The organism is Gimesia chilikensis (genome assembly GCF_007744075.1).
GTDB lineage: Bacteria > Planctomycetota > Planctomycetia > Planctomycetales > Planctomycetaceae > Gimesia > Gimesia chilikensis_A.
On record NZ_CP036266.1, the window covers coordinates 5,085,755 to 5,104,350 of the forward strand.

20 protein-coding genes are annotated in these 18,596 nt (G+C 52.0%); 12 read left to right on the forward strand and 8 right to left on the reverse strand.

Annotated features, from left to right (window positions below):
• Window position 1: 1 nt before the first annotated feature.
• Genes HG66A1_RS19180 through HG66A1_RS19190 form a run of 3 tightly spaced genes read right to left on the reverse strand, consistent with a single transcriptional unit; the run spans window position 2 to window position 3,824 of the window.
• Complete coding sequence (locus HG66A1_RS19180) at window positions 2–1,183, reverse strand: ABC transporter permease (RefSeq protein ID WP_145187580.1); 1,182 nt, start codon at window positions 1,181–1,183, stop codon at window positions 2–4.
• Window positions 1,180–1,851, reverse strand: coding sequence for an ABC transporter ATP-binding protein (locus tag HG66A1_RS19185; RefSeq protein ID WP_145187583.1), 672 nt, complete (start codon window positions 1,849–1,851; stop codon window positions 1,180–1,182). Before HG66A1_RS19185 ends, HG66A1_RS19180 begins: the two co-directional genes overlap by 4 nt.
• Entirely contained in the window at window positions 1,848–3,824 is a 1,977-nt protein-coding gene (locus HG66A1_RS19190) for a hypothetical protein (RefSeq protein WP_145187586.1), read from the reverse strand. Before HG66A1_RS19190 ends, HG66A1_RS19185 begins: the two co-directional genes overlap by 4 nt.
• Before the next feature lie 179 nt (window positions 3,825–4,003).
• On the opposite strand from HG66A1_RS19190, the gene HG66A1_RS19195 reads away from it, so the two are divergent.
• Both HG66A1_RS19195 and HG66A1_RS19200 read left to right on the forward strand, forming a co-directional pair.
• Window positions 4,004–4,969, forward strand: coding sequence for a hypothetical protein (locus HG66A1_RS19195; protein ID WP_145187589.1), 966 nt, complete (start codon window positions 4,004–4,006; stop codon window positions 4,967–4,969).
• Complete coding sequence (locus tag HG66A1_RS19200; protein ID WP_145187592.1) at window positions 4,966–5,460, forward strand: hypothetical protein; 495 nt, start codon at window positions 4,966–4,968, stop codon at window positions 5,458–5,460. Before HG66A1_RS19195 ends, HG66A1_RS19200 begins: the two co-directional genes overlap by 4 nt.
• Window positions 5,461–5,469: 9 nt before the next feature.
• Here HG66A1_RS19200 and argB read toward each other — a convergent pair whose 3' ends face one another.
• Window positions 5,470–6,345 (reverse strand): acetylglutamate kinase, encoded by an 876-nt coding sequence (gene argB, locus HG66A1_RS19205; protein WP_232106617.1) that lies wholly within the window; start codon window positions 6,343–6,345, stop codon window positions 5,470–5,472.
• 563 nt (window positions 6,346–6,908) lie between these two features.
• Between argB and HG66A1_RS19210 the strand changes: the two genes are divergently transcribed.
• The gene (locus tag HG66A1_RS19210) at window positions 6,909–7,406 is read left to right on the forward strand and encodes a hypothetical protein (protein WP_145187598.1); all 498 of its coding nucleotides are present in this window, start codon (window positions 6,909–6,911) and stop codon (window positions 7,404–7,406) included.
• Between the two features lie 101 nt (window positions 7,407–7,507).
• On the opposite strand, the gene HG66A1_RS19215 is transcribed toward HG66A1_RS19210, so the two are convergent.
• Together HG66A1_RS19215 and HG66A1_RS19220 are read right to left on the reverse strand one after the other, a co-directional pair.
• Window positions 7,508–8,206 (reverse strand): ABC transporter ATP-binding protein, encoded by a 699-nt coding sequence (locus tag HG66A1_RS19215; RefSeq protein ID WP_145187601.1) that lies wholly within the window; start codon window positions 8,204–8,206, stop codon window positions 7,508–7,510.
• Window positions 8,207–8,253: 47 nt separating this feature from the next.
• On the reverse strand, window positions 8,254–9,609 hold the full coding sequence (locus HG66A1_RS19220) for an ABC transporter permease (protein WP_145187604.1): 1,356 nt from the start codon (window positions 9,607–9,609) through the stop codon (window positions 8,254–8,256).
• Between the two features lie 324 nt (window positions 9,610–9,933).
• Between HG66A1_RS19220 and HG66A1_RS19225 the strand changes: the two genes are divergently transcribed.
• From HG66A1_RS19225 to yidD, 4 genes are read left to right on the forward strand one after another with little or no spacing between them, the layout of a single operon-like run.
• Window positions 9,934–10,863, forward strand: coding sequence for a DnaJ C-terminal domain-containing protein (locus HG66A1_RS19225; RefSeq protein ID WP_145187607.1), 930 nt, complete (start codon window positions 9,934–9,936; stop codon window positions 10,861–10,863).
• 5 nt (window positions 10,864–10,868) lie between these two features.
• The gene (locus tag HG66A1_RS19230; RefSeq protein WP_145187610.1) at window positions 10,869–11,312 is read left to right on the forward strand and encodes a hypothetical protein; all 444 of its coding nucleotides are present in this window, start codon (window positions 10,869–10,871) and stop codon (window positions 11,310–11,312) included.
• A gap of 34 nt (window positions 11,313–11,346) precedes the next feature.
• Complete coding sequence (gene rnpA, locus HG66A1_RS19235; RefSeq protein WP_232106618.1) at window positions 11,347–11,712, forward strand: ribonuclease P protein component; 366 nt, start codon at window positions 11,347–11,349, stop codon at window positions 11,710–11,712.
• On the forward strand, window positions 11,709–11,960 hold the full coding sequence (gene yidD, locus HG66A1_RS19240) for a membrane protein insertion efficiency factor YidD (protein ID WP_145187613.1): 252 nt from the start codon (window positions 11,709–11,711) through the stop codon (window positions 11,958–11,960). Before rnpA ends, yidD begins: the two co-directional genes overlap by 4 nt.
• Before the next feature lie 64 nt (window positions 11,961–12,024).
• Here the strand turns inward: yidD and HG66A1_RS19245 are convergent, their stop codons facing one another.
• Window positions 12,025–13,065, reverse strand: a complete 1,041-nt coding sequence (locus HG66A1_RS19245; protein ID WP_145187616.1) for a hypothetical protein — start codon at window positions 13,063–13,065, stop codon at window positions 12,025–12,027.
• Between the two features lie 81 nt (window positions 13,066–13,146).
• On the opposite strand from HG66A1_RS19245, the gene HG66A1_RS32080 reads away from it, so the two are divergent.
• From HG66A1_RS32080 to HG66A1_RS19260, 4 genes are all read left to right on the forward strand, one after another.
• Window positions 13,147–13,299 carry a hypothetical protein gene (locus tag HG66A1_RS32080; RefSeq protein WP_155366620.1) on the forward strand — a complete coding sequence of 51 codons (153 nt, stop codon included), beginning with the start codon at window positions 13,147–13,149 and terminating at the stop codon, window positions 13,297–13,299.
• A gap of 267 nt (window positions 13,300–13,566) precedes the next feature.
• Window positions 13,567–14,037: a universal stress protein gene (locus tag HG66A1_RS19250; protein ID WP_145187619.1), complete on the forward strand. Its 471-nt coding sequence runs from the start codon at window positions 13,567–13,569 to the stop codon at window positions 14,035–14,037.
• Window positions 14,038–14,155: 118 nt separating this feature from the next.
• On the forward strand, window positions 14,156–14,515 hold the full coding sequence (locus HG66A1_RS19255; RefSeq protein ID WP_145187622.1) for a 2Fe-2S iron-sulfur cluster-binding protein: 360 nt from the start codon (window positions 14,156–14,158) through the stop codon (window positions 14,513–14,515).
• 122 nt (window positions 14,516–14,637) lie between these two features.
• Window positions 14,638–15,666: a prenyltransferase/squalene oxidase repeat-containing protein gene (locus HG66A1_RS19260; RefSeq protein ID WP_145041985.1), complete on the forward strand. Its 1,029-nt coding sequence runs from the start codon at window positions 14,638–14,640 to the stop codon at window positions 15,664–15,666.
• A 12-nt stretch (window positions 15,667–15,678) separates the two neighbouring features.
• Here the strand turns inward: HG66A1_RS19260 and HG66A1_RS19265 are convergent, their stop codons facing one another.
• Window positions 15,679–16,611, reverse strand: coding sequence for a histone deacetylase (locus HG66A1_RS19265; protein WP_145187625.1), 933 nt, complete (start codon window positions 16,609–16,611; stop codon window positions 15,679–15,681).
• A gap of 634 nt (window positions 16,612–17,245) precedes the next feature.
• On the opposite strand from HG66A1_RS19265, the gene HG66A1_RS19270 reads away from it, so the two are divergent.
• Window positions 17,246–18,571, forward strand: coding sequence for a HEAT repeat domain-containing protein (locus HG66A1_RS19270; protein ID WP_145187628.1), 1,326 nt, complete (start codon window positions 17,246–17,248; stop codon window positions 18,569–18,571).
• The last annotated feature ends 25 nt before the right edge of the window (window positions 18,572–18,596 follow it).

The window sequence follows — 18,596 nt, forward strand, 5'->3', positions numbered from 1 at the left end:
CTCAATCTATAATCCATATTCGCAGCAGCTGTTCGGCATACACTCGCACGACAGCTGTAATACATAACACCAGAACCAGACTGCTGACCAGAATCAAGAGCACTTCGGTCAGTTGCAGCTTCCAGATCATCGAACGACTGCAGCCCAGTTGAAACATCGTCTGCCGTTCGCGGCGACGGAGACGCAACGACAATGTAAACACCAGCACCAGCAGCAGTCCCACAGAGAACGAAACCAGGAAAGTATTCACGTCAAACAGCTGCTTGACTCGAAACACAACCTGTAACAGTTCATCTACAATTTCGACAGGCCGAATCATCTGCACATCGGCATCCTTAGAGTCATACATGCCCAGCAGCAGGACCTCTGATTTGGCATCATTGGGTACCACGATGATCGAAGACACCGGGAACGTACCGGTATTCCCATGGAAGTGAAACGATGCCAGATTTTCATCGGTCACTTCATTGAATTGAGGTACCGCCGCATTAGCAACAGTCTGCTGGTCATTTTGTCCGAGCACCAGATCTTTGCTGGTCTCTGCATTAATGGTCTGATGCCCATGACCGATTCCGGAAATGATCCATTCCGTTTTCAAATCCACAAACACAGCTTCATCATCCGGCGAATGGGCTCGCTTGAGCACTCCCACTACTCGCATTTTCAACGGGTAATTCCCCGACAGATCGAAGACATTCAACGGATCGGACATCAGGCTGTCGCCGGGTTTCAACTGCAAACGCTCGGCGACACTGGCCCCCAGCACACAATCCCCGAGTCGTTTCAGGCTGGTTCCTTGAGCTAACTCCAGCTTTCGAAATTCAAAATAGTCGAGCGAAGTCCCCACGACTGGTGCGTCTTGCGCAGTAAACCGGACTGCCAGCGGAATCGGCATGGCGTAACCCGATTCCTGAATGGTTTCCACAGCCTGCATATCGGTCGGTTCCAGATCAGCCCGACTGAAATACATACTCTGCAGTGCCAGGTCGAATCGACTGCCTTTCACACCCGCCACCAGGGGTGTGGCTTTGGCGCGGGAGTGCAGATCCTGCTCGAACCAGCTGACAGCAAATTGCAGCAGGACCGGCAGCAGGACCGCCAGCGTCACACATAGAATCAGTGTGACTGTTTTGAGTTTGTTATACGCCAGGTAGCGTAATGTGAGACGCAGAATCCCATTCATGCCGTTTTCACCATTTCATGAAAACGCTCGATGTCGATCGTCCGGTCGAACTCATCCAGCAGGCGATCATCATGAGTCACCATAATCAGTATGGCGTTGGTACGGGTGGCATGCTCCAGCAGCAGATCCCGGATCAGGCGTTTGTTGGCCGGATCCAGATTCCCGGTTGGCTCATCAGCCAGCAGGATCTGAGGTTGAGTCAACAGTGCCCGGCAGATCGCAACCCGCTGACGTTCTCCCTGGGAAATCTGATCAATGCGTGAATTAAGATACTGCTCGATCTGCATCGAGGCAGCCAAATCACGTGCCCGTGCCTGCACACTTTCATCCAGCTTGAGAGTCTGATTGATATAAAAAGGCAGCAGGATATTTTCCCGGACATTGAGATAATCAATCAGCTCAAATTCCTGAAAGACAAAGCCGATTTGAGAAATGCGATAGGCTCGTCTCTGGCTGTCATTTAGAGTCCGCAAATCAACATCACCTGCAGTCAACTCACCCTGATCCGGAATCAGGATCCCGGAGATCAGATTCAACAGGGTCGTTTTGCCGCAGCCACTGGGACCAATGACGGCGACTTTTTCCGCATCCTGAATCTCCAGCTCAGGAATATTTAACCGGAAACTCGATTCCGGATAGCCAAACTTGAGCTGTCTGATCTGAATCATGAGGAACTCGAATCCGAGGATTTAGTAGTCTTGCCTTTGCGCGATTTTTTTCTAACGGGTTCAGGCTCCGGCTTAACTTCTTCGATCTTGACTTCCCGCAAACCGGTTTCAAACCGCAGACGTTCCTGATCGAGCAGATTCATGCCCGTCAGTTTCCAGACACCTTCCACCGGCTGAAGATAGAAAACGGCCTGATAACGATTGGTGCGGGTATGGATATGCCCCCAGTGTTCTACAGTGCCCGAGACCGTCCAGGTCGACTGAACCGAAAAACTACGCTCATCAGTTGGCGAGATTGTATCCGCGGTGGAAGCGGAATGGGGTTCGATGGTCTTCCATTGCACGTCGGTCACCCGCGCTACGGCGCCCCCCTGCTCCTGCATTTTCAGGCTCTGGTTAATCTGCCGATAAAGTGTCTCCAGAAAAGAACCATCTGCACTCTTGGCGAGTGCATCGTAGATATCGCTCTCGGTGTGATAGTCAAAAGAGCGATAAATATTTTTGTGCAGGGTTTTGAAAACCGTTTCTGCTTTTTCTGCCGACACATGCGGAACCGGTTCCAAGGGACTGGCAAAAGTCACACGGGAGACCGGCCAGCAGAGCAGACTCGCCACCAGTAAAATAGCCAGCATGGTATAAGTCGATTTCCGTCTCTGACGTTGGCTGATCAAGCTTAATGCCAGCAGAAGGCAGAGAAATAATCCCCCTGCCGTCAGCATCGAGACCGACCACTGTGTCCGCGGCTGCAAAGCGACTTCTACCGGATTGACCTCCAGGCTGACTTTGCGTCCCGGATTGGTCCACACAAATTCGCTGTTCCGTTCCAGCTTGGAAAAGATCGGCTTGTAAGCTTTGTCGAATGCGAAGCAGACGGATTCCACGCTCCACACACTACGATTGAACATATCCCAGGTTACCTTGACTTTGTCGGGAGTCCCCTTGGTACTGTATGTCAAGATGATACCCACGCGGGCATTCGCAACGCTGACCCGCTTCTTATCCGCCGGCTTCGCGAAATCCTTGAAATCCAGCCCGTAAAAATCGAGGCGGCTGATCACCGGCTTCACTACAATTCCATCAATCTCGATCGGATTCGCTTTGGCAAAAAATTCCTCGATCGTGTCGCGCGATGCTTCCTGCTCAGCGACAGACAGAAAATCTTCATCCTTGCGTTCGAGCGTGAAGAATGACTCCAGCGTCGCCAGCGGAATCAGAATTTCGTGACGGATTTCAAAATCCTCAATGTAGAGAAACGAGTAAACGGTACCATAACTGGTAATCCCCAGCGTCTCTTCACGACGTTCTTTCAACCACTTCTGCCAGTCTTCCTCTGAAGCATCTGGAGCCAGCGGCGGGTGATCCCAGTTAAAGCGAATTGTCTGGGGCTCGCGGGGTTTCATTGAGACCGAATAGGGAGTCTCCGATCCTTCCTGCTTCAGGTTGAACTGAACCATGGCTGGAAAGCCCGCATTGGAATCGACGAGTTGCTGGCTGAAGGTCAAAAACTCTGGGGGCTCTTTGAGTGGATACTCCAATTGGAAATCCAGCATGAAGGCCATCAGGTCGCTCATGGCCACCCCTTTAGAGGAGACCGAAGAATCGTCGACCGAGACGACTTTTCCCTTGAGCCGCTCACCGTTAATGTCCCGCACCAGCAGGCGATCCAGCAGAAACTGTTTGTGCTTTTCGATCGCTTCTTTGATTTGTTTCTGCGAGACAATGTTCTCTTTGTCTGGTTCCAGCTTTTGAAAGAAGTAGAGATCCTCGACATAAATCTGCATCGAGATCACCACTTTTTCCCGCGTGACATAGACGTTTTCCTGGCTGACCGAAATGGGATGTGCTTCGGCTTTTTCTGAAAACCAGAGCCCCGACAGCAGCGTCAGGCAAATCAGCACAAGCAGTCGAGCAGACCGGAACAGTTTCCTGTCAGGGGCAGAGAGAAACGGGGAGTAAGCAACGCGCGTGAACATATTTGATTTCGCAGCAGGTCGTATCGGGCTATTTCTGACAGGTGAGACGTCAACAGGCAGGATCGTTACAATTCTATATTTTTTGATCGTACCGAGACCCGGTATAGAATTGCAATCGTGGTCCGCTTATAAGACACTACGAGTAGAAGATTCACAATGATTGAGAAAAAGGGACTCCCATGGAAGAAAATCAGGAATCTGTTCAACCCGAACCCGAGACAGATCAAGGTGTTACAGAAGAGCTGCCTCCCAACGAGAGTATCCGACTGCTCAAACGGACCGGACTCTGGTCCCTGGCATTTGTTCTGGCCGCTTCTGCGATGATTTACCAGCGTGCAACTGGTCCTACCTATCCCATGAAAGTTGAAGTGACGGGAGACATCGTCGCAAAATTGATCCGAACACACGAATCGACCAGCGACGCAATGGTAGAACTGCCGGTCGAGCAGAGTAAGGAACAGCCCCCCTCAGGCACACTGTATTATAAACGCTTCCGGACCGACGACGAATTCACGGCTGTTCCGATGCAGGCCGCCGAAAAAGATAAGCGTTATCAACTGGAAGCGCCCCTGCCCAAACAGCCGGCAGCGGGTAAGCTCGAATACTATATCGAGGCCAATCTGGAAGGTCAGGAACGCCGGTTTCCCCCGACTCAGGATTCGAACGTCGTCATCCGCTTTAAAGATCCTGTTCCTGACGGAGTGTTGATTCCGCATGTGACCCTGATGATTTTTTCGATTCTACTTGGCATGCGCACCGGACTGGCAGCCCTGTTCGCCCCTTACAACATGCGACAACTGGCGTGGCTTACTCTGTGCGGTATGACCGTAGGTGGGATGATTCTGGGTCCTTTTGTACAAAAGTATGCCTTCGGTGAATATTGGACCGGGTTCCCCCTTGGTGGTGACTGGACCGACAATAAAATGTTGTTCATGTTTCTGGCCTGGGTCTTTGCCTGCTCTGTAATCGGGTTGAATCCCCGGAAGAAAACCACGGCTCTGCATCGGGTCGTCGTGTTTACTGCAGCAATCGTCATGACGGTCTGCTATCTCATCCCGCACAGTATGGGGGGCAGTGAACTCGATTACAGCCAGGTCGATAAAGGTGTCGATCCCAGCAAAGCGATTGAGACAGGTCGGAAATGAACGCAGCTCATCTTCATCTGATGACAGTCCATGTTCCTGTTGTCGGTTGCTGGGGGCTGTTCATCCTGTTCCTGTTGTCAGCCCACTTACGTGATGAACGACTGTTTAAAATCAGCTGCTGGCTGCTGCTCTCCGTGCTCCTGCTGGCGACCGTGGCTTACTTTTCAGGGCCTCCCGCATATGAGCTGCTGGGAGACCAGTATCAGTTGGATCAGGAAACCGTCGAATTTCACGCGGTCCTGGCGCGGTCCTGCCTGCTGGCGATGGTCGTACTCTCGATGGTCGTCGGGAATGCACTGATCCAGGGTTTTCAGGGAGAAACTGTCCCACGCTGGCAACGCACGGTGATCATCGTCGGCACCCTGGCGCTCGCAGGCTTCTGGAGCGTGGCAGCACACTGGGGCGGCAGAATTCGCCATCCGGAAATCAAGTTCGAGACAACCGCTCCGGTCGAAGCGGTCAAGCCAGTTCTGGAATCAATGGAGGGGTGAACCGAAACGCTATTTAACGATTTCCGTTCCGATCCCTCTATCAGAATAAATTTCCAGCAGAATCGAATGGGGCAGTCGGGCGTCAACGATGTGCACTTTTCCCACACCGCTGGCCAGGGCCTCCAGGGCAGCGTCGACCTTGGGAACCATTCCGGATTCGATCGTGCCATCTTTAATCAGTGCCCGGCAGCGTTCTGTTTCCAGATGGGATACCAGTGTCCCCGGATCGTGTCGATCCAGGAAAATTCCCGGCACATCGCTGAGAAAGACCAGTTTTTCCGCTTTGAGGATCCGGGCCAGGGCTGCGGCAGCTGTGTCTGCATTCACGTTCAGCTTCTGTCCGGAAGCATCCAGGGCGACCGAGGGAATCACCGGAATCGCATCTGACTGACAGACCTCGGCAAGGAGTCCCTGATCAATATCATTGACATAGCCCACGTGTCCCAAGTCGATGGGACTGCCATCCTCGGCCTGTAGTGTCAGTTGCTCACCGCGCAGACAGTTTCGGGTGCCGAAATGCAGGGGTTCTGCCTGGGCTCCCTGGGCGCGGATCTCCTGAGCCAGTGATTCACTGATCTGATTCGCCAATACGCCGGTAGCGATTTCCAGTGTTTTCTCATCAGTATAGCGCCGTCCGTTCACGAAATGAGGTTCGATGCCGGCTTCATTCATGGCCTGACTGATCGCTTTTCCGCCGCCATGTACCAGGATCGGATACATGCCCACGGTGCGCATGAAGATGACATCGGTCAAAAAACTTTTGACTGCAGCCTCTTCTTCGAGGGCACTCCCCCCCAGTTTGATGACCACGTAGCGTCCTCGAAATCTTCTAATCCAGCTTAACGCTTCAATCAGGACGACTGCTTTACGAACGGCATCTTCCACTGTGAACCTTATTCCTTCCGAACTCATCAACACTTATTGATTTAACTGCGAGCATACCAGCTGGTGGACTCTCTGCTCACCCCGGCGGGTTTCATTTGAATCGATCCATTTTAGAAGACGGGGAGACAGTGTCAAACCACTGGCCCGGCTCACTGTAGCCAGAATCGGCTCCGGCGGCCTACCCTGTAATTTCGTTGTTTCCCGTTGAATTTTTTGATTTTGCCTCAACTTCAGTAGCAAATGATGCAAATCACAAATTCAATGATTTTTTCTCCGGGCAATACGACATAATCGAACTTGAGCCGGGCCCTGGGAAGGCAACACAATCGGACTGATCAGTACGGCCCCGGCAGATAGCGGGAATGGTGCGACAGTCCGCTTCGGCAATTTTGCGCCCACGCACACTCGAAGCATCTCATCTCCCACGAAGAACAGAATTGTTGTGTGGTCTTTCTTGTGAATTCCCCGATACTTAACACTACAACCCCCAATTGCAACACCTGAGAGAGTGCATAATACTTCTTCCCCAGAGACCCCCAGAAGATTGAGACGGAGAAACAACGTTGGCCCATTCACACTTGCCGATTCAACACCTGATGAAACAGATGGAAAACTTCAATTCGGAATCAATGAATCTGAATTGTCGCCCCTTATGGCTCAACAGCTTTGTCGACGAAGTTGCCGATATCTTTAACCCCTATGAAGAAGTCGGTCGCGTCGGTTTTGATTGTCAGTTCACCGAAGAATGCTGGGAAGTGGGCCTCTTCCTGGGCAGCACCGAAATTGTCGGCGGTGAACGGGACGGTCAATTTATCGCCGCCAGCTTTCAGTTCGACCTGCTGCAGCTGCTCGACCGGTTCGAATCTGTGAACCGATTCCATTTTAACTTCCTCGAACAGATTGAAGCCCAAAGCACATGCGATCCGGCTTCAGCCTATATCACCATCGAAGGACATCTGGCCGACCTGGAACTGGTCCGCCTGAATGTCTATGCGACTCCCCCGGAAGAAGCGGGACCGGGATTTCGCAAATCGCACGATGGGAAAATTGATACCGTCTGAGCCTCCCCGGCTCAGAAATAGACTCAACCAATCGTAAGCAGCGTCAAATATTTCGATTGCGCCATTCAGCTGCGATCCTCTGGTATCGCAGCTGAATGTTTTTATGACGCGTCTGTCGACAATGCTTCCGCCTGATGATCTTCAGCAAGCTTGCCATCACGCAGACGGAGAATGTGATCTGATTCCCTGATGTAGCGTTCGTCATGTGTCACAATCACGACCGTCGTCTTGTATTGCTCACTCATCTGCCTGAGGCAACTGAATATCTCTGCGCCGGTCTCGGTATCCAGTTCGCCCGTCGGTTCGTCTGCCAGAATCAGCAGAGGCCGCTTGAGCAATGCCCGGGCAATCGCCACCCGCTGCTGTTCCCCGCCGGAAAGCTGATTCGGACGATGTGTAATCCGCTGCTCCAGCCCCACCTGCTTTAGTAACTCCCGCGCCCGCTCTTTCTGTTCGGCAGTCACTCCCTGAGGCAGATAAGGAGCCAGCACGTTTTCCAGGGCATTCAGGTTCTTCAGCAGATTGAAATTCTGAAAGACAAAACCTACCTTCTCCCGACGGTACGTATCACGTTCACTCTGGGAAAGGGCTGCCAGGGAACGGTTCTGGACGAAGATCTCGCCGCTGGTAGGTGAATCGAGTGCCCCCATCAGATAGAGCAATGAGCTCTTGCCACTCCCAGAGGGCCCGAGGATGAACGAAAATGTGTGACCGGGGAATCGACAGCTCACGCCGCGAAGTGCATGGACTTCGGTTTCACCACTCTGATGAACTTTCGTGACATCTCGCACTTCAATCATAATTTCGCTACTCACTCTCTGATACAAGTCAATTCTTTGATTTCAGCTTAACCGCGTCGAATCGCATCAATGGGCGTCATCCTGGTCGTCCACCAGGCGGGATACAGGCCGCCCAGAACTCCCAGGCTGGTACTGAAGAACACGCCAAACAGTAACAACCCCGGGCTGGCATAGAGGTGAATCTGGTCTGCGAACTTCCAGTTGACGATTGCAATCGCGATCAGCCCCAGGATTCCACCCAGAACACCGCCAACAACGCCCAGTAACGAGCTCTCTGCAGTAATCAGCAGCATTACATCCCGATTGGACCAGCCATTGGCCTTCAGAATTCCGAAATCAACAATCCGCTCCATCACGCTCATCAACATCGTATTGATGATGCTCAGCATGGCAATCAACACACCGATGCCTGTCAGCAGTCCCAGAAAGATATCCAGATCCGCGGTAAAGGTTTCCAGACGATCTCCCCAGTCCGCAGCCGCCCGGACTTCCAGGGCACTCGGAGATTCTTGCTCTCTATCCTTAATGTTGGCTTCGGTCGATTTCGCAGACTGTTTTTTCACAGGAACCTCAGCCTCGTTCGGTTTCGATTCAGCAGGAGGATTGCCCTTTAGTCCCTGATCGAGGCTCTGCATGAGATCCTTGAGGAGATTGGAAGACGAGCCATTGGCCAGTGCCAGTGAAGCGGGCTGCCAGGAGGCCAGCTCACGATCCCGGAACTGGTCTTTAATCGATTCAACGAGCGGATCGTTTTTTATCTCGCCGGTCTGCTCGATATAGAAACAGCTGACACTCTCCGGATCAAAACGGGTGATTTCACGAACCACATTAATATCCAGAATAATGGCGACATCAAGCAGGATGGAGTCTGTTTCATAGAGCCCGATGATCTGGAGATCCTGACCATTCACCTCGATCGTATCTCCCACCTGTTTCTCATGCTGCTCGGCAATCTGGCGACTGATGACCGCGTTTAATTGGCCCTGATCATTGAGGTCCAGGAAGCGGCCTGCGTAAATAGAATCCCGGTAGATTCCATGTTTGAGCCGGGTGCGGGTCGGGAGATCAGTTCCAAACAGGAAGCGAGGTGGACTCACCACCGGTTTCCCATCGATGATATTGACCCGCGACCAGATTTCCGGATTCACAATAGCCACACCGGGGATCGTTTTGATTTCTTCCCCCCAGGCGCGAGGAACCCGTGAGAAGAGGGGGATGGGGGCCCCGGGCTGCATGGCCACAATACCTGAAATCTTCCCAAACGTCTGGGCGACCGTCTTTTCCAGTCCCCCCGCGATGGAGAACAGGCCTACCATGCCCGCGATGGCAATGGTTAACCCCATCAAGCACAGAAACGATCTCAGTGAGCGGCTCAGCAGGTTTCGAAAGGCAAATTTCAGCATGCAGGCAGTATTCCAGTCTCAAACAACATCCCTGACTTCAGACAGTACAGGCATTCTATGCAGATCGTTTCCAGCAATGAATGAATTTCATTCGTATTCTTTAAATAAAAGGACTGATTATAAGGAGTTATAGACGAAGCAAACTTGAAAACCAGCTAAAATCAAACGTAGAATGCTGCCAGACCTGAATCAGCTGAAGTGTGTGACTTCGGCCCTGATTCTCACTAAGAGCATTCGTTTAGTGTCAGTGTTTTCAGATACTCGCCAGAGGGCAGGACTCACCCCTGCTAATATCCTCTGGGAGCCAGTACGAATAAAATATCCATGAGTAAACGCGATTATTACGAGATCCTGGGAGTTTCCCGCAGCGCTTCTGCAGATGAAATCAAGAAAGCGTACCGCAAACTGTCCCGTAAGTATCATCCCGATATGGCTCCGGACGATAAAACCGCTGATCAGAAATTCAAGGAAGTCCAGGAAGCCTACGAGGTCTTGCGCGACGAGAATAAACGCAAACAGTACGACCAGTTCGGCCACGCATTCCAGCATGCCGGCCAGGGCGGTGGCGGCGGAGGTTACTATCAGGCCGGAGGCGGTGGTGGTGGCCCTGTTGACTTCGAGGATCTGTTCGGCGGAGGAGGCATCGATCTGGGAGACCTGTTCGGCGGTGCGTTTCGTGGTGCCAAGCGTTCTCAGCCCCGTCCGCAGAAAGGGGAATCGAAACGTCTGCAGATTGAAATTCCCTTCCACCTGGCAGCGGTCGGCGGACAGCATGAAATCAGCGTCCAGCGGGGAAGTTCTACCGAACGACTGACAATCAAAATCCCGGCGGGCGTCGATAATGGCTCCGTCATCAGACTCAGTGGTCAGGGAGGCCCCGGAGTTCACGGTGGTCCCACCGGCGATTTACTGATTACACTTAAGGTCGGCAGTCACCCCTATTTCAAGCGGGACGGAAGCAATCTGCTGCTGGAAGTTCCCATCACCCTGACCGAAGCGGCCCTCGGAGCGAAAGTTGATGTTCCGACTCTTTCCGAAGGGGAAGTCACGGTGACAATTCCCGCAGGTACATCCAGTGGTAGCAAATTGCGACTACGAGGTAAGGGAATCACAAATCAGAAAACCAAACAACCGGGTGACCAGATCTGCTCGATCAAAATCGTGGCCCCCAAAGACCTGAGTGATCAGGAAAAAGAACTCTACGAACAACTGCAGCAACTGAAACACGATAATCCCCGTTCGAAAGTATGGTGATCCCGATGAATGTCATCCAGAGGAAAACCGGGCATCCAGCCACTCACTCACTGCTGATCATCTGCCTGACCGTCACTTGCATGCTGCTGACCTCAACAGCAGTACCGGCACAGGCCCCGGAAGCGGGTTCGGCAACGGTCGAAGAAATGAAGCAGGCGGATGTCGATCTGCCCGCAGGTTCCACTTCAGAGGACGCGAACTCCGAAGATGAGAAAAAAGACGAACGCCCCCGGGAACTGGGTGTCATGATTCTGGTGGTCTGGATTCTGGCAGGGGCAGGAATCGGAATTCTGATCTTCACATCCCTGTTCGGACACTCGGTGCGCACGATGATCAGAAGACCGTATCCGCCACAGTCGCACGCCAGACATCTGCCTCCGACGGAAGAATCGGAAAGCGAACCGGAAGACGAATCTGCGACAGTTGAAAAAGATCCGCCTCAATCCTGATGTATCAGCCGCGTGTCGGCAGGCAGAAATTCTCTTGAAACAATACGGCCACCCTCCTACAAACCGGATTCGCAGTCAGCAGGATTTTGCTGCAATCTACGAAGCGCGCCAGCGGGCCGGAGACCAGAATCTGCTGTTGTTTGCGATTCGCAACTCACTGGGGCACTGTCGGCTGGGGGTCAGTGTTTCTAAAAAAAACGGGAATGCGATCCTGCGAGCCAGAAAGAAAAGACTGCTGCGGGAAGCATTTCGCCTGATCCGTCATCGGTTACCTGCAAACCTGGATCTGATCGCGATCCCGCGTCCTGATGTAGATGGGGACCTGAAAGCGTATCAGCAGTCCTTCCAACGTCTGACACGGAAACTGGACCAACGTCTGCCAACAGTTGAAAGCCCATGAAAGCCACGCTTGCCAGCATTGGCCGATTTCTCTATCAACTGCCGGCCATGATTCTTATTGGCCTGGTTCGCGTCTACCAGATGACACTCAGCCACCTGATCGGAAAACAGTGTCGCTTCCACCCGACCTGCAGCGCCTATTTCATTGAAGCCGTAAAAAAATACGGAGCCATGAAAGGCTCCGTAAAAGGTATATTGCGTATCTGCCGTTGTCATCCCTTTCATCCGGGGGGCTATGATCCCCCTTAAGATCAGGACTCCAAAGTCAACGCGAGGTGCTCTGAACCTGCGTGTGATGAGCGACCGATCGGCTCTATTTGCTCCAGTTAATTTTCCGGACGGGAGCCGCTTCTTCCTGTGAGATCATGGAAGGTACGGTCAATTCCCGGGGGTGATTCAGTTCCGGTTGAGTTTCCAGAGTGCGTGGTGCGGAGACCGGGGTTGCAGTCTTGAAATCAAACTTTTTGGCCTGCTGCATCCGCTGTTGAGAATACGGCCACATTTCGATCTGGTCATCCAGTGTTGAATAATCTTTCACGGGCAACTGTTCCAGGGTTGCAGAGACCCGCCAGGATTCATCCCATTTTGTCGCTTCTCCCGGGGGGGGCAGTTGCGGAAGCTGCTGCGATTTCAGTTCAGGCTGAGGCTGCAGTTTCTGAGGTGGCTCAGTCAGGGAACGAGCCGGTGGTTGTGGTGCCGAATACGCTGGAGTAGGCTCCAGATCGATCGACTCTGATTCCATCAGCACCTCCTGTGGAAAAGGAGATGATTCGATACAGGACATTCCTTCAGAGATGACTTCTGTTTCCGACACTTCCACGTAGCTGCCGGAAACCTTGCGTACCCAGTCTGGAGTTTTGACGTGTGATTTCATTTTCGAGTAGATATCTTTCACTTTGCCATTCATCTGTTTCACCTTGCGGGAAACAGAACTGGAGACTGTGGAATAATGGGGTACCAGTCCGAGGTGTTTCTCGGCTGGCTCAACCGGTTCCGAATCGAACATCGATTTGAAGTATTCCTGGTCTTCGACCTCCTCTTCCTGCGACGTTCTCAGGATATAAGAAACTCGTTCGTTAGCTGCCTTTTCCGGCTGGGGTGGAATCATGCTGGGCGGTGCTGCCGGGGGGAACGAATCATCTACGGGAGCTGGAGCAGGTTCGCTCAGGTAACGACTTGGGCTCTGGTAGCGCGGCAGGGGTTCCTTTTCGGTGAACGTCTCTATGTCATAGTCGGCTCCGGAGCGGGCCGCCTGCTGATAGACCTTCTCTTTTGCGTACTGACAGCCATATAACCCCGTCATGGTGGACAGACAGAGTGCTAATGAAATCGATTTCGAATATGGCAGTGACATGTTGAGTTCCTCGTTGCATCCCGTGTGGCGGGCAATTTGAAAAAACCACAATAGCCGTTTGACAAACAATCAGAATGTGGTATGGCACACGCAATCAAAATCGGTTTAACTGGTCACGACCTGCCAGCGGAAAGTGCTGAAACGATTAGAATCGCTGCAACCGCCCTCCGTTTATTCTTGGAAAAACGATTTCTCATAAATGCAAGTGTCGTGATTGATAAATCTATTTTTTGAGCTCTAACGGTCGTATAACCTGTAACTGATCTGTACCTGCTGATTTACACGGATCAAATCGGTTGTTCAGAATCAGACAGAAAAAACAGCTGGCCCGGTTGTAGCAGTTCTTCCCCATTTTTCAGGGCTACCGGTTTTGTCTATCTGATGGGATCTGATGAATTTCTGATAAGAGAGCCAGCCGGTATCGGCATTGCCCGGGGATATTGATTACAATAGAGGATGTAATCGTTCTGATCATGAAATGGAGCCACGAGGAGTAAACCGATGATCGATCTCAAAAAAATTCTTGTTCCCACTGACTTCAGTGAATTCGGGCAGCACGCTCTGCTCTATGGATGTGAATTAGCCAAACGTTTTGGAGCCGAATTACACCTGCTGAACGTAGTACAGGATGCGGTCGCCATGTTTCCGGAACCCAATATGATGGGGACCTCCATGAATGACCTGGTGGCTGACATGCAGAGCCTGTCAGAAAAGCAGCTGGCAGAAATGCCGGGACTTCCCGGATCAGAGGATCTTAGTGTCATCCGCAAGGTCTGTGTGGGACCAGCCTTTCTGGAGATCATCAGATATGCCAAGGAGCAGGAAATCGATCTGATTGTGATCGGCACCCACGGGCGAACTGGCCTCAAGCATATGCTGCTGGGAAGCGTCGCAGAGAAAGTGGTCCGCAAAGCCCCCTGCCCGGTACTGACGGTTTCCCACCCGGAACACGAATTTGTGATGCCAACCTAGGAATTCTCCCCTGTTATCATCAAACAGAATGCATATAATTCGTAATATAGTAATCTGTTAACACGTATCAGTTCATGATGAATTTTGATTTTAATCACCACCGTAAATTGAGGATCTAATGCCAAAACTGACAGTAGAAAATGTAGGAGAATTCGATGTGGAACCAGGCAAGCGTCTGGTTTTAGCCCTGACGGACGATGCCCAGATCGATCAATTACATGCCTGCGGAGGCGCAGGACGCTGTACGACATGTCGGGTTGAGTTCATCGAAGGCGAACCGGACAAAATGACGGTCGCTGAGAAAAACACCCTGGAAGCCCGCGAAGTTACCGGTTGCCGCCTGAGCTGTCAGATCCTCTGCGATCATGATATGACTGTCCGGGCCATCAGTCGTCTGGAAGGCAGCGGCCGTGCCGATGCCGGCAATCGCCCCAATGATGAGATTGAACCTCAGCCTGTTGAATGGGTTGAAAAATAATTACCTGAAGAATCTGCAGACTTCCTGAGTCAGAACGTCTCGCTGACGACTCAGGAGCCTGCAGCGTTTTTTACCCGCTCAGATGAGGGGGTACCTTTTCCTCTGAACAGAGGGAGTTTTCTATGCACAAAACTCTGATCGGAATCCTTTTCTCAGTCTGGTTGACTCTGTGTGGAGCAGACTCCACCTTCGCCAAGAACCGCGATCCCAAGTACCAGAAGGCCGTTTCGAACGCACTGGAATACCTGGCTCGTGAACAACGACGACAGGGTTACTGGGAAGCCAATGGGGGCCAGTACCGGGTCGCGATGACGGCGCTCGCCGGCAATGCGCTGCTGGCCGAAGGCTCGACGACTACTCGCGGGAAGTACGCCCGCAACATTCAGAATGCCGTCGATTACCTGCTGGAAATGAGTCAGCCGAACGGGCTGATCGGGTACAAGAACGACTATCATTACACCTATGGCCACGGCTATTCGATGGTCTTTCTTTCCCAGGTTTATGGTGAGGAAGAGGATGCCCTGCGTCGAGAAGAACTCAAAAAAGTCCTGATCAAGGCGGTGGAGTTTTGCGCCAGCGCTCAAACCACCCGTGGAGGCTGGGGCTATGTCTCCGCCAAAGATGGGAACGACTTCGATGAAGGTTCGACCTGCATCACCCAGGTTCAAGGCTTACGCGCCTGCCGTAACGCGGGCATTCCGGTCGACAAAAAAATCATCGACCGGGCCAAAAAGTACATCTCTGATTGTACGACTCAGGAGGGTGGGGTGCAGTACAGCATCCGTGGGGGCGGTGCCCGTCCCGCGATCACCGCCGCTGCCTGTGCCGCATTATTCAATGCCGGAGAATACGACTCCGATCACCTGAAAAACATGCTGGATTACTGTAAGAAAAATGTCTGGCCTGGCGGAAACGCCAACCGGTATTTTGGGCACTGGCATTACGCCCACTTTTACTATGCCCAGGTCATGTACCGTGGAGAAAACAAGGATTGGGACAAGTACATCAAGGATATTGGTCAGCAGATCCTGCGCAAGCAGTCGGCTTCCGGTGCCTGGATGGAAGGGCATGTAGGGCCCGTCTATACCACCGCTATCAATGCCACGATTCTGCAGCTCGATAACGGTTATCTGCCCATCTATCAGAAGTAGTCTGGATCCCGATCAGGCAGCCCCTAACTCCTGCAGATGGCAGACCACAGACTCTGCCAGTCGCTGGGGGTTGTAGCCTCCTTCCAGCAGACTGACGATACGGCCTTCACAATACTGGTTCGCCACGCCAGCCACGAGTCTGGTTAATCGGCCAAAGTCTTCCGTCTCCAGCCCCAACGAGCCGATCGGATCCTCTTTATGAGCATCAAAGCCGGCACTGATCAGCACCAGTTCCGGTTGACATTTCTCAGCGGCCTGAAGCAGCATTCGCTCAAACTTTTTAAAGTAGTCTTCGCGAGAAATCCCAAAGGCCAGGGGCAGATTCCAGATTGTCCCCAGCCCTTTCCCTGTTCCCGTTTCATCCCCCATCCCGGTTCCAGGATAAAATGGATGACGGTGCGCGGAATAGAAATAGACCTGGTCTTCTTCGTAAAAGATATCCTGGGTGCCGTTACCATGATGTACATCCCAGTCCACAATCAGGACCCGATTCAACTTGTGCTGAGCGACTGCATGCTTCGCAGCTACAGCCACATTGTTGATCAGGCAGAACCCCATCGCCTGTTTTGAGAGTGCATGATGCCCCGGCGGCCGCACTGCACAGAAGATCCGTTTCGTTTTCCCCAGTAACACCTGATCCACCGCCTTAACAGCACAGCCGGCTGCATACTGGGCGACTTCGAAAGACCGGGGACAGACGACCGTATCAGTCTCAATCCGCCCTCCACCATCCGCGCAAAACTGCTGCACTGATTTCAAATAGTCGGTGGAATGGACGCGTTCAATCTCCTGTCCGATTTTGATTATCGGATCGTTCTCCACTGTCAGACCGGCAATCTGTTTCGCTGCCACTTCGTCCATCACGGCCTGTAAGCGTTGAGGGCTTTCGGGGTGAGATCCGGTTTCGTGTTGCAGAAAGGTTTTGCTCTGGTAAAAAACGGTCATTGATCATCCTTCCTACTGGATCTGTTCAATTCCTGAGTCCGCTTCAGGTCCCCCTGCCACGCAGCTTGTCAGCCCTCTGCCTGCAGAATCGACTCCTGCCACGCCAGGTTGCTTTGCAGGGAATATACCGGTTCCACGCATTACTACGAGAGCTCTGTTTATAAATTTTGCGGGAAGACGCCAGCCTCCGTCAGATTCAGACCCGAAATCGGAGCCAGAAAGGGGAAAAAACTTGACAGCTCGTAAGGTAAAGCGATAACGTAAGATAATACAACCATCGGTTTTAAAACAACCTGAAGTCGCGCTCCGGGAATTCTCTCGATATTTCAGACAGTTCAATTCATACGAGCCGGTGGTTAACCACTTCGATTGTTATTAAATACTAGATTTAATTGGTAACGGCACAGCATTTATCGTATTATTATACTAAGTCATCTCCTCATTCCGTTTCATTCGGAACCATTTAAGCGGTCGGTATTTTATCACAGGAATTCTTTTCGGCTGCCATAGAGTTTTTTGCCTTATTTGTGTAATATTTTCTTGAATGTCACGCTCCCAATTGTAGTCGAGAAGACCCCGTAAGTTGTTCCGCGGAACAGGGGTTCGAGCAGAACGTTGAATGAAGGAACTTTCCGTGCGACAATCCAGATGCTCGTATGAGGCCTTTTCAGTAACTGAAGTGCCAGCCGCCAGAATTACTGGTTTCTTTCTGCTGGTTGCCGGATTATTCTTCGCAGACAGCTCCCTGCTGTTCGGTCAGAACGAGGCTCCAGCCAATCCGCCTGAGGCAAAACAGCAGGACGATAAAGCGCTCTCTGAATACAAACCCCTGATGAAGCCGGAAGAGGCCGTCAATTTTCGCAAGACCAAATTACGCGATTTTGATGAGCTCCTGCGGGGAGGAAAAATCAGCAGTAGTGCAGACAAGAAGCTGATTGCAGATGGTGCCCGTTACCAGTTGTACCTGATGACGTTTAAAAACGATCCCAACAAACCCGAAAATGCCACCGACCTGAAAAAGCTGCGTGCCAATATTCTGCGTGACATTCAATTTTCCGGACGCGTCTCTGGTAACTACCAGGCGCGTGAACTGTATCTGGAAGAATTAACCAAACAGGCTCCCGATCTGTTTGACAATCATCGCCTGGTCCGTTTCAGTGCGGTCGTGCTGCTCTCCGAACTGGACCTGCGAGATGAAGACCGCCGCAAGAAGACCAAACGGACCGCCTACACCCTGGCATACGCTCCGTTACTGAAAGTAATCGAATCCAAAACACAACCGACTGAAGTCAAAATCGTCGCCGCCAATGGCCTGGGTCGCATCGGTGAGATGGGTGATCCCAGTAATGCTCTGCGTGTGAAAATTGCTGAAGCCCTGATTCCCCAGCTCAAGAACTCGATTCAGGATCATTCCTGGTATCAGCGGAGCCTGGTCGATGCACTGGGATCTCTGGGAATTACCGACAACCTGGCGCGTCAGCCTGTTGTTGTCGATGCTTTACTGGACGCTATGAAAAACCCGAAGCGAACCTGGGGAGTCCGTTCTGCAGCCGCCTATAATATTGGTAAGCTGCCTCTCAATTCCCGTTCCGATATTAAATTGATTACGTACTCCATTGTAGATCTGACCCGCAAAATGGTTACGGAGTACAATAAGAACAATAATGCCCGTTTCTGGAAACGCTGTTTCTGGAATGTCTACCTGGCATTCAAACCGGCAAATCAGGGTTCTGAAGAGGGTTTGACACAGAAAAAAGTCAACCAGACAGTCGTTAACGATGCTTACAAGCAGATCATCAAACCGGTGGCGACCATTGTTCAGCCCGGCAATACTCCCAAAATCGGTGCTGATGTCACCAAGTCGATGGATGACTGGCTGAAAAAGAACCTGCCTAAAAACTTCCGGGTCGCTCCCGTTCAGGTTAAACCCAATAATCAGCAGGTTGCAGAAGGTAACTGACCGTTCTCTGTTTAGCTGCTGCCAG

Bases quoted from the DNA above. Each gene is read 5' to 3' on its own strand.
- HG66A1_RS19195 (WP_145187589.1), top strand. From the start codon at position 4,004: ATGGAAGAAAATCAGGAATCTGTTCAACCCGAACCCGAGACAGATCAA.
- HG66A1_RS32080 (WP_155366620.1), top strand. From the start codon at position 13,147: ATGGCACACGCAATCAAAATCGGTTTAACTGGTCACGACCTGCCAGCG.
- HG66A1_RS19200 (WP_145187592.1), top strand. From the start codon at position 4,966: ATGAACGCAGCTCATCTTCATCTGATGACAGTCCATGTTCCTGTTGTC.
- HG66A1_RS19245 (WP_145187616.1), bottom strand. From the start codon at position 13,065: ATGTCACTGCCATATTCGAAATCGATTTCATTAGCACTCTGTCTGTCC.
- HG66A1_RS19215 (WP_145187601.1), bottom strand. From the start codon at position 8,206: ATGATTGAAGTGCGAGATGTCACGAAAGTTCATCAGAGTGGTGAAACC.
- HG66A1_RS19185 (WP_145187583.1), bottom strand. From the start codon at position 1,851: ATGATTCAGATCAGACAGCTCAAGTTTGGCTATCCGGAATCGAGTTTC.
- HG66A1_RS19225 (WP_145187607.1), top strand. From the start codon at position 9,934: ATGAGTAAACGCGATTATTACGAGATCCTGGGAGTTTCCCGCAGCGCT.
- HG66A1_RS19255 (WP_145187622.1), top strand. From the start codon at position 14,156: ATGCCAAAACTGACAGTAGAAAATGTAGGAGAATTCGATGTGGAACCA.
- HG66A1_RS19250 (WP_145187619.1), top strand. From the start codon at position 13,567: ATGATCGATCTCAAAAAAATTCTTGTTCCCACTGACTTCAGTGAATTC.
- HG66A1_RS19220 (WP_145187604.1), bottom strand. From the start codon at position 9,609: ATGCTGAAATTTGCCTTTCGAAACCTGCTGAGCCGCTCACTGAGATCG.
- HG66A1_RS19265 (WP_145187625.1), bottom strand. From the start codon at position 16,611: ATGACCGTTTTTTACCAGAGCAAAACCTTTCTGCAACACGAAACCGGA.
- HG66A1_RS19230 (WP_145187610.1), top strand. From the start codon at position 10,869: ATGAATGTCATCCAGAGGAAAACCGGGCATCCAGCCACTCACTCACTG.
- HG66A1_RS19190 (WP_145187586.1), bottom strand. From the start codon at position 3,824: ATGTTCACGCGCGTTGCTTACTCCCCGTTTCTCTCTGCCCCTGACAGG.
- HG66A1_RS19180 (WP_145187580.1), bottom strand. From the start codon at position 1,183: ATGAATGGGATTCTGCGTCTCACATTACGCTACCTGGCGTATAACAAA.
- yidD (WP_145187613.1), top strand. From the start codon at position 11,709: ATGAAAGCCACGCTTGCCAGCATTGGCCGATTTCTCTATCAACTGCCG.
- HG66A1_RS19260 (WP_145041985.1), top strand. From the start codon at position 14,638: ATGCACAAAACTCTGATCGGAATCCTTTTCTCAGTCTGGTTGACTCTG.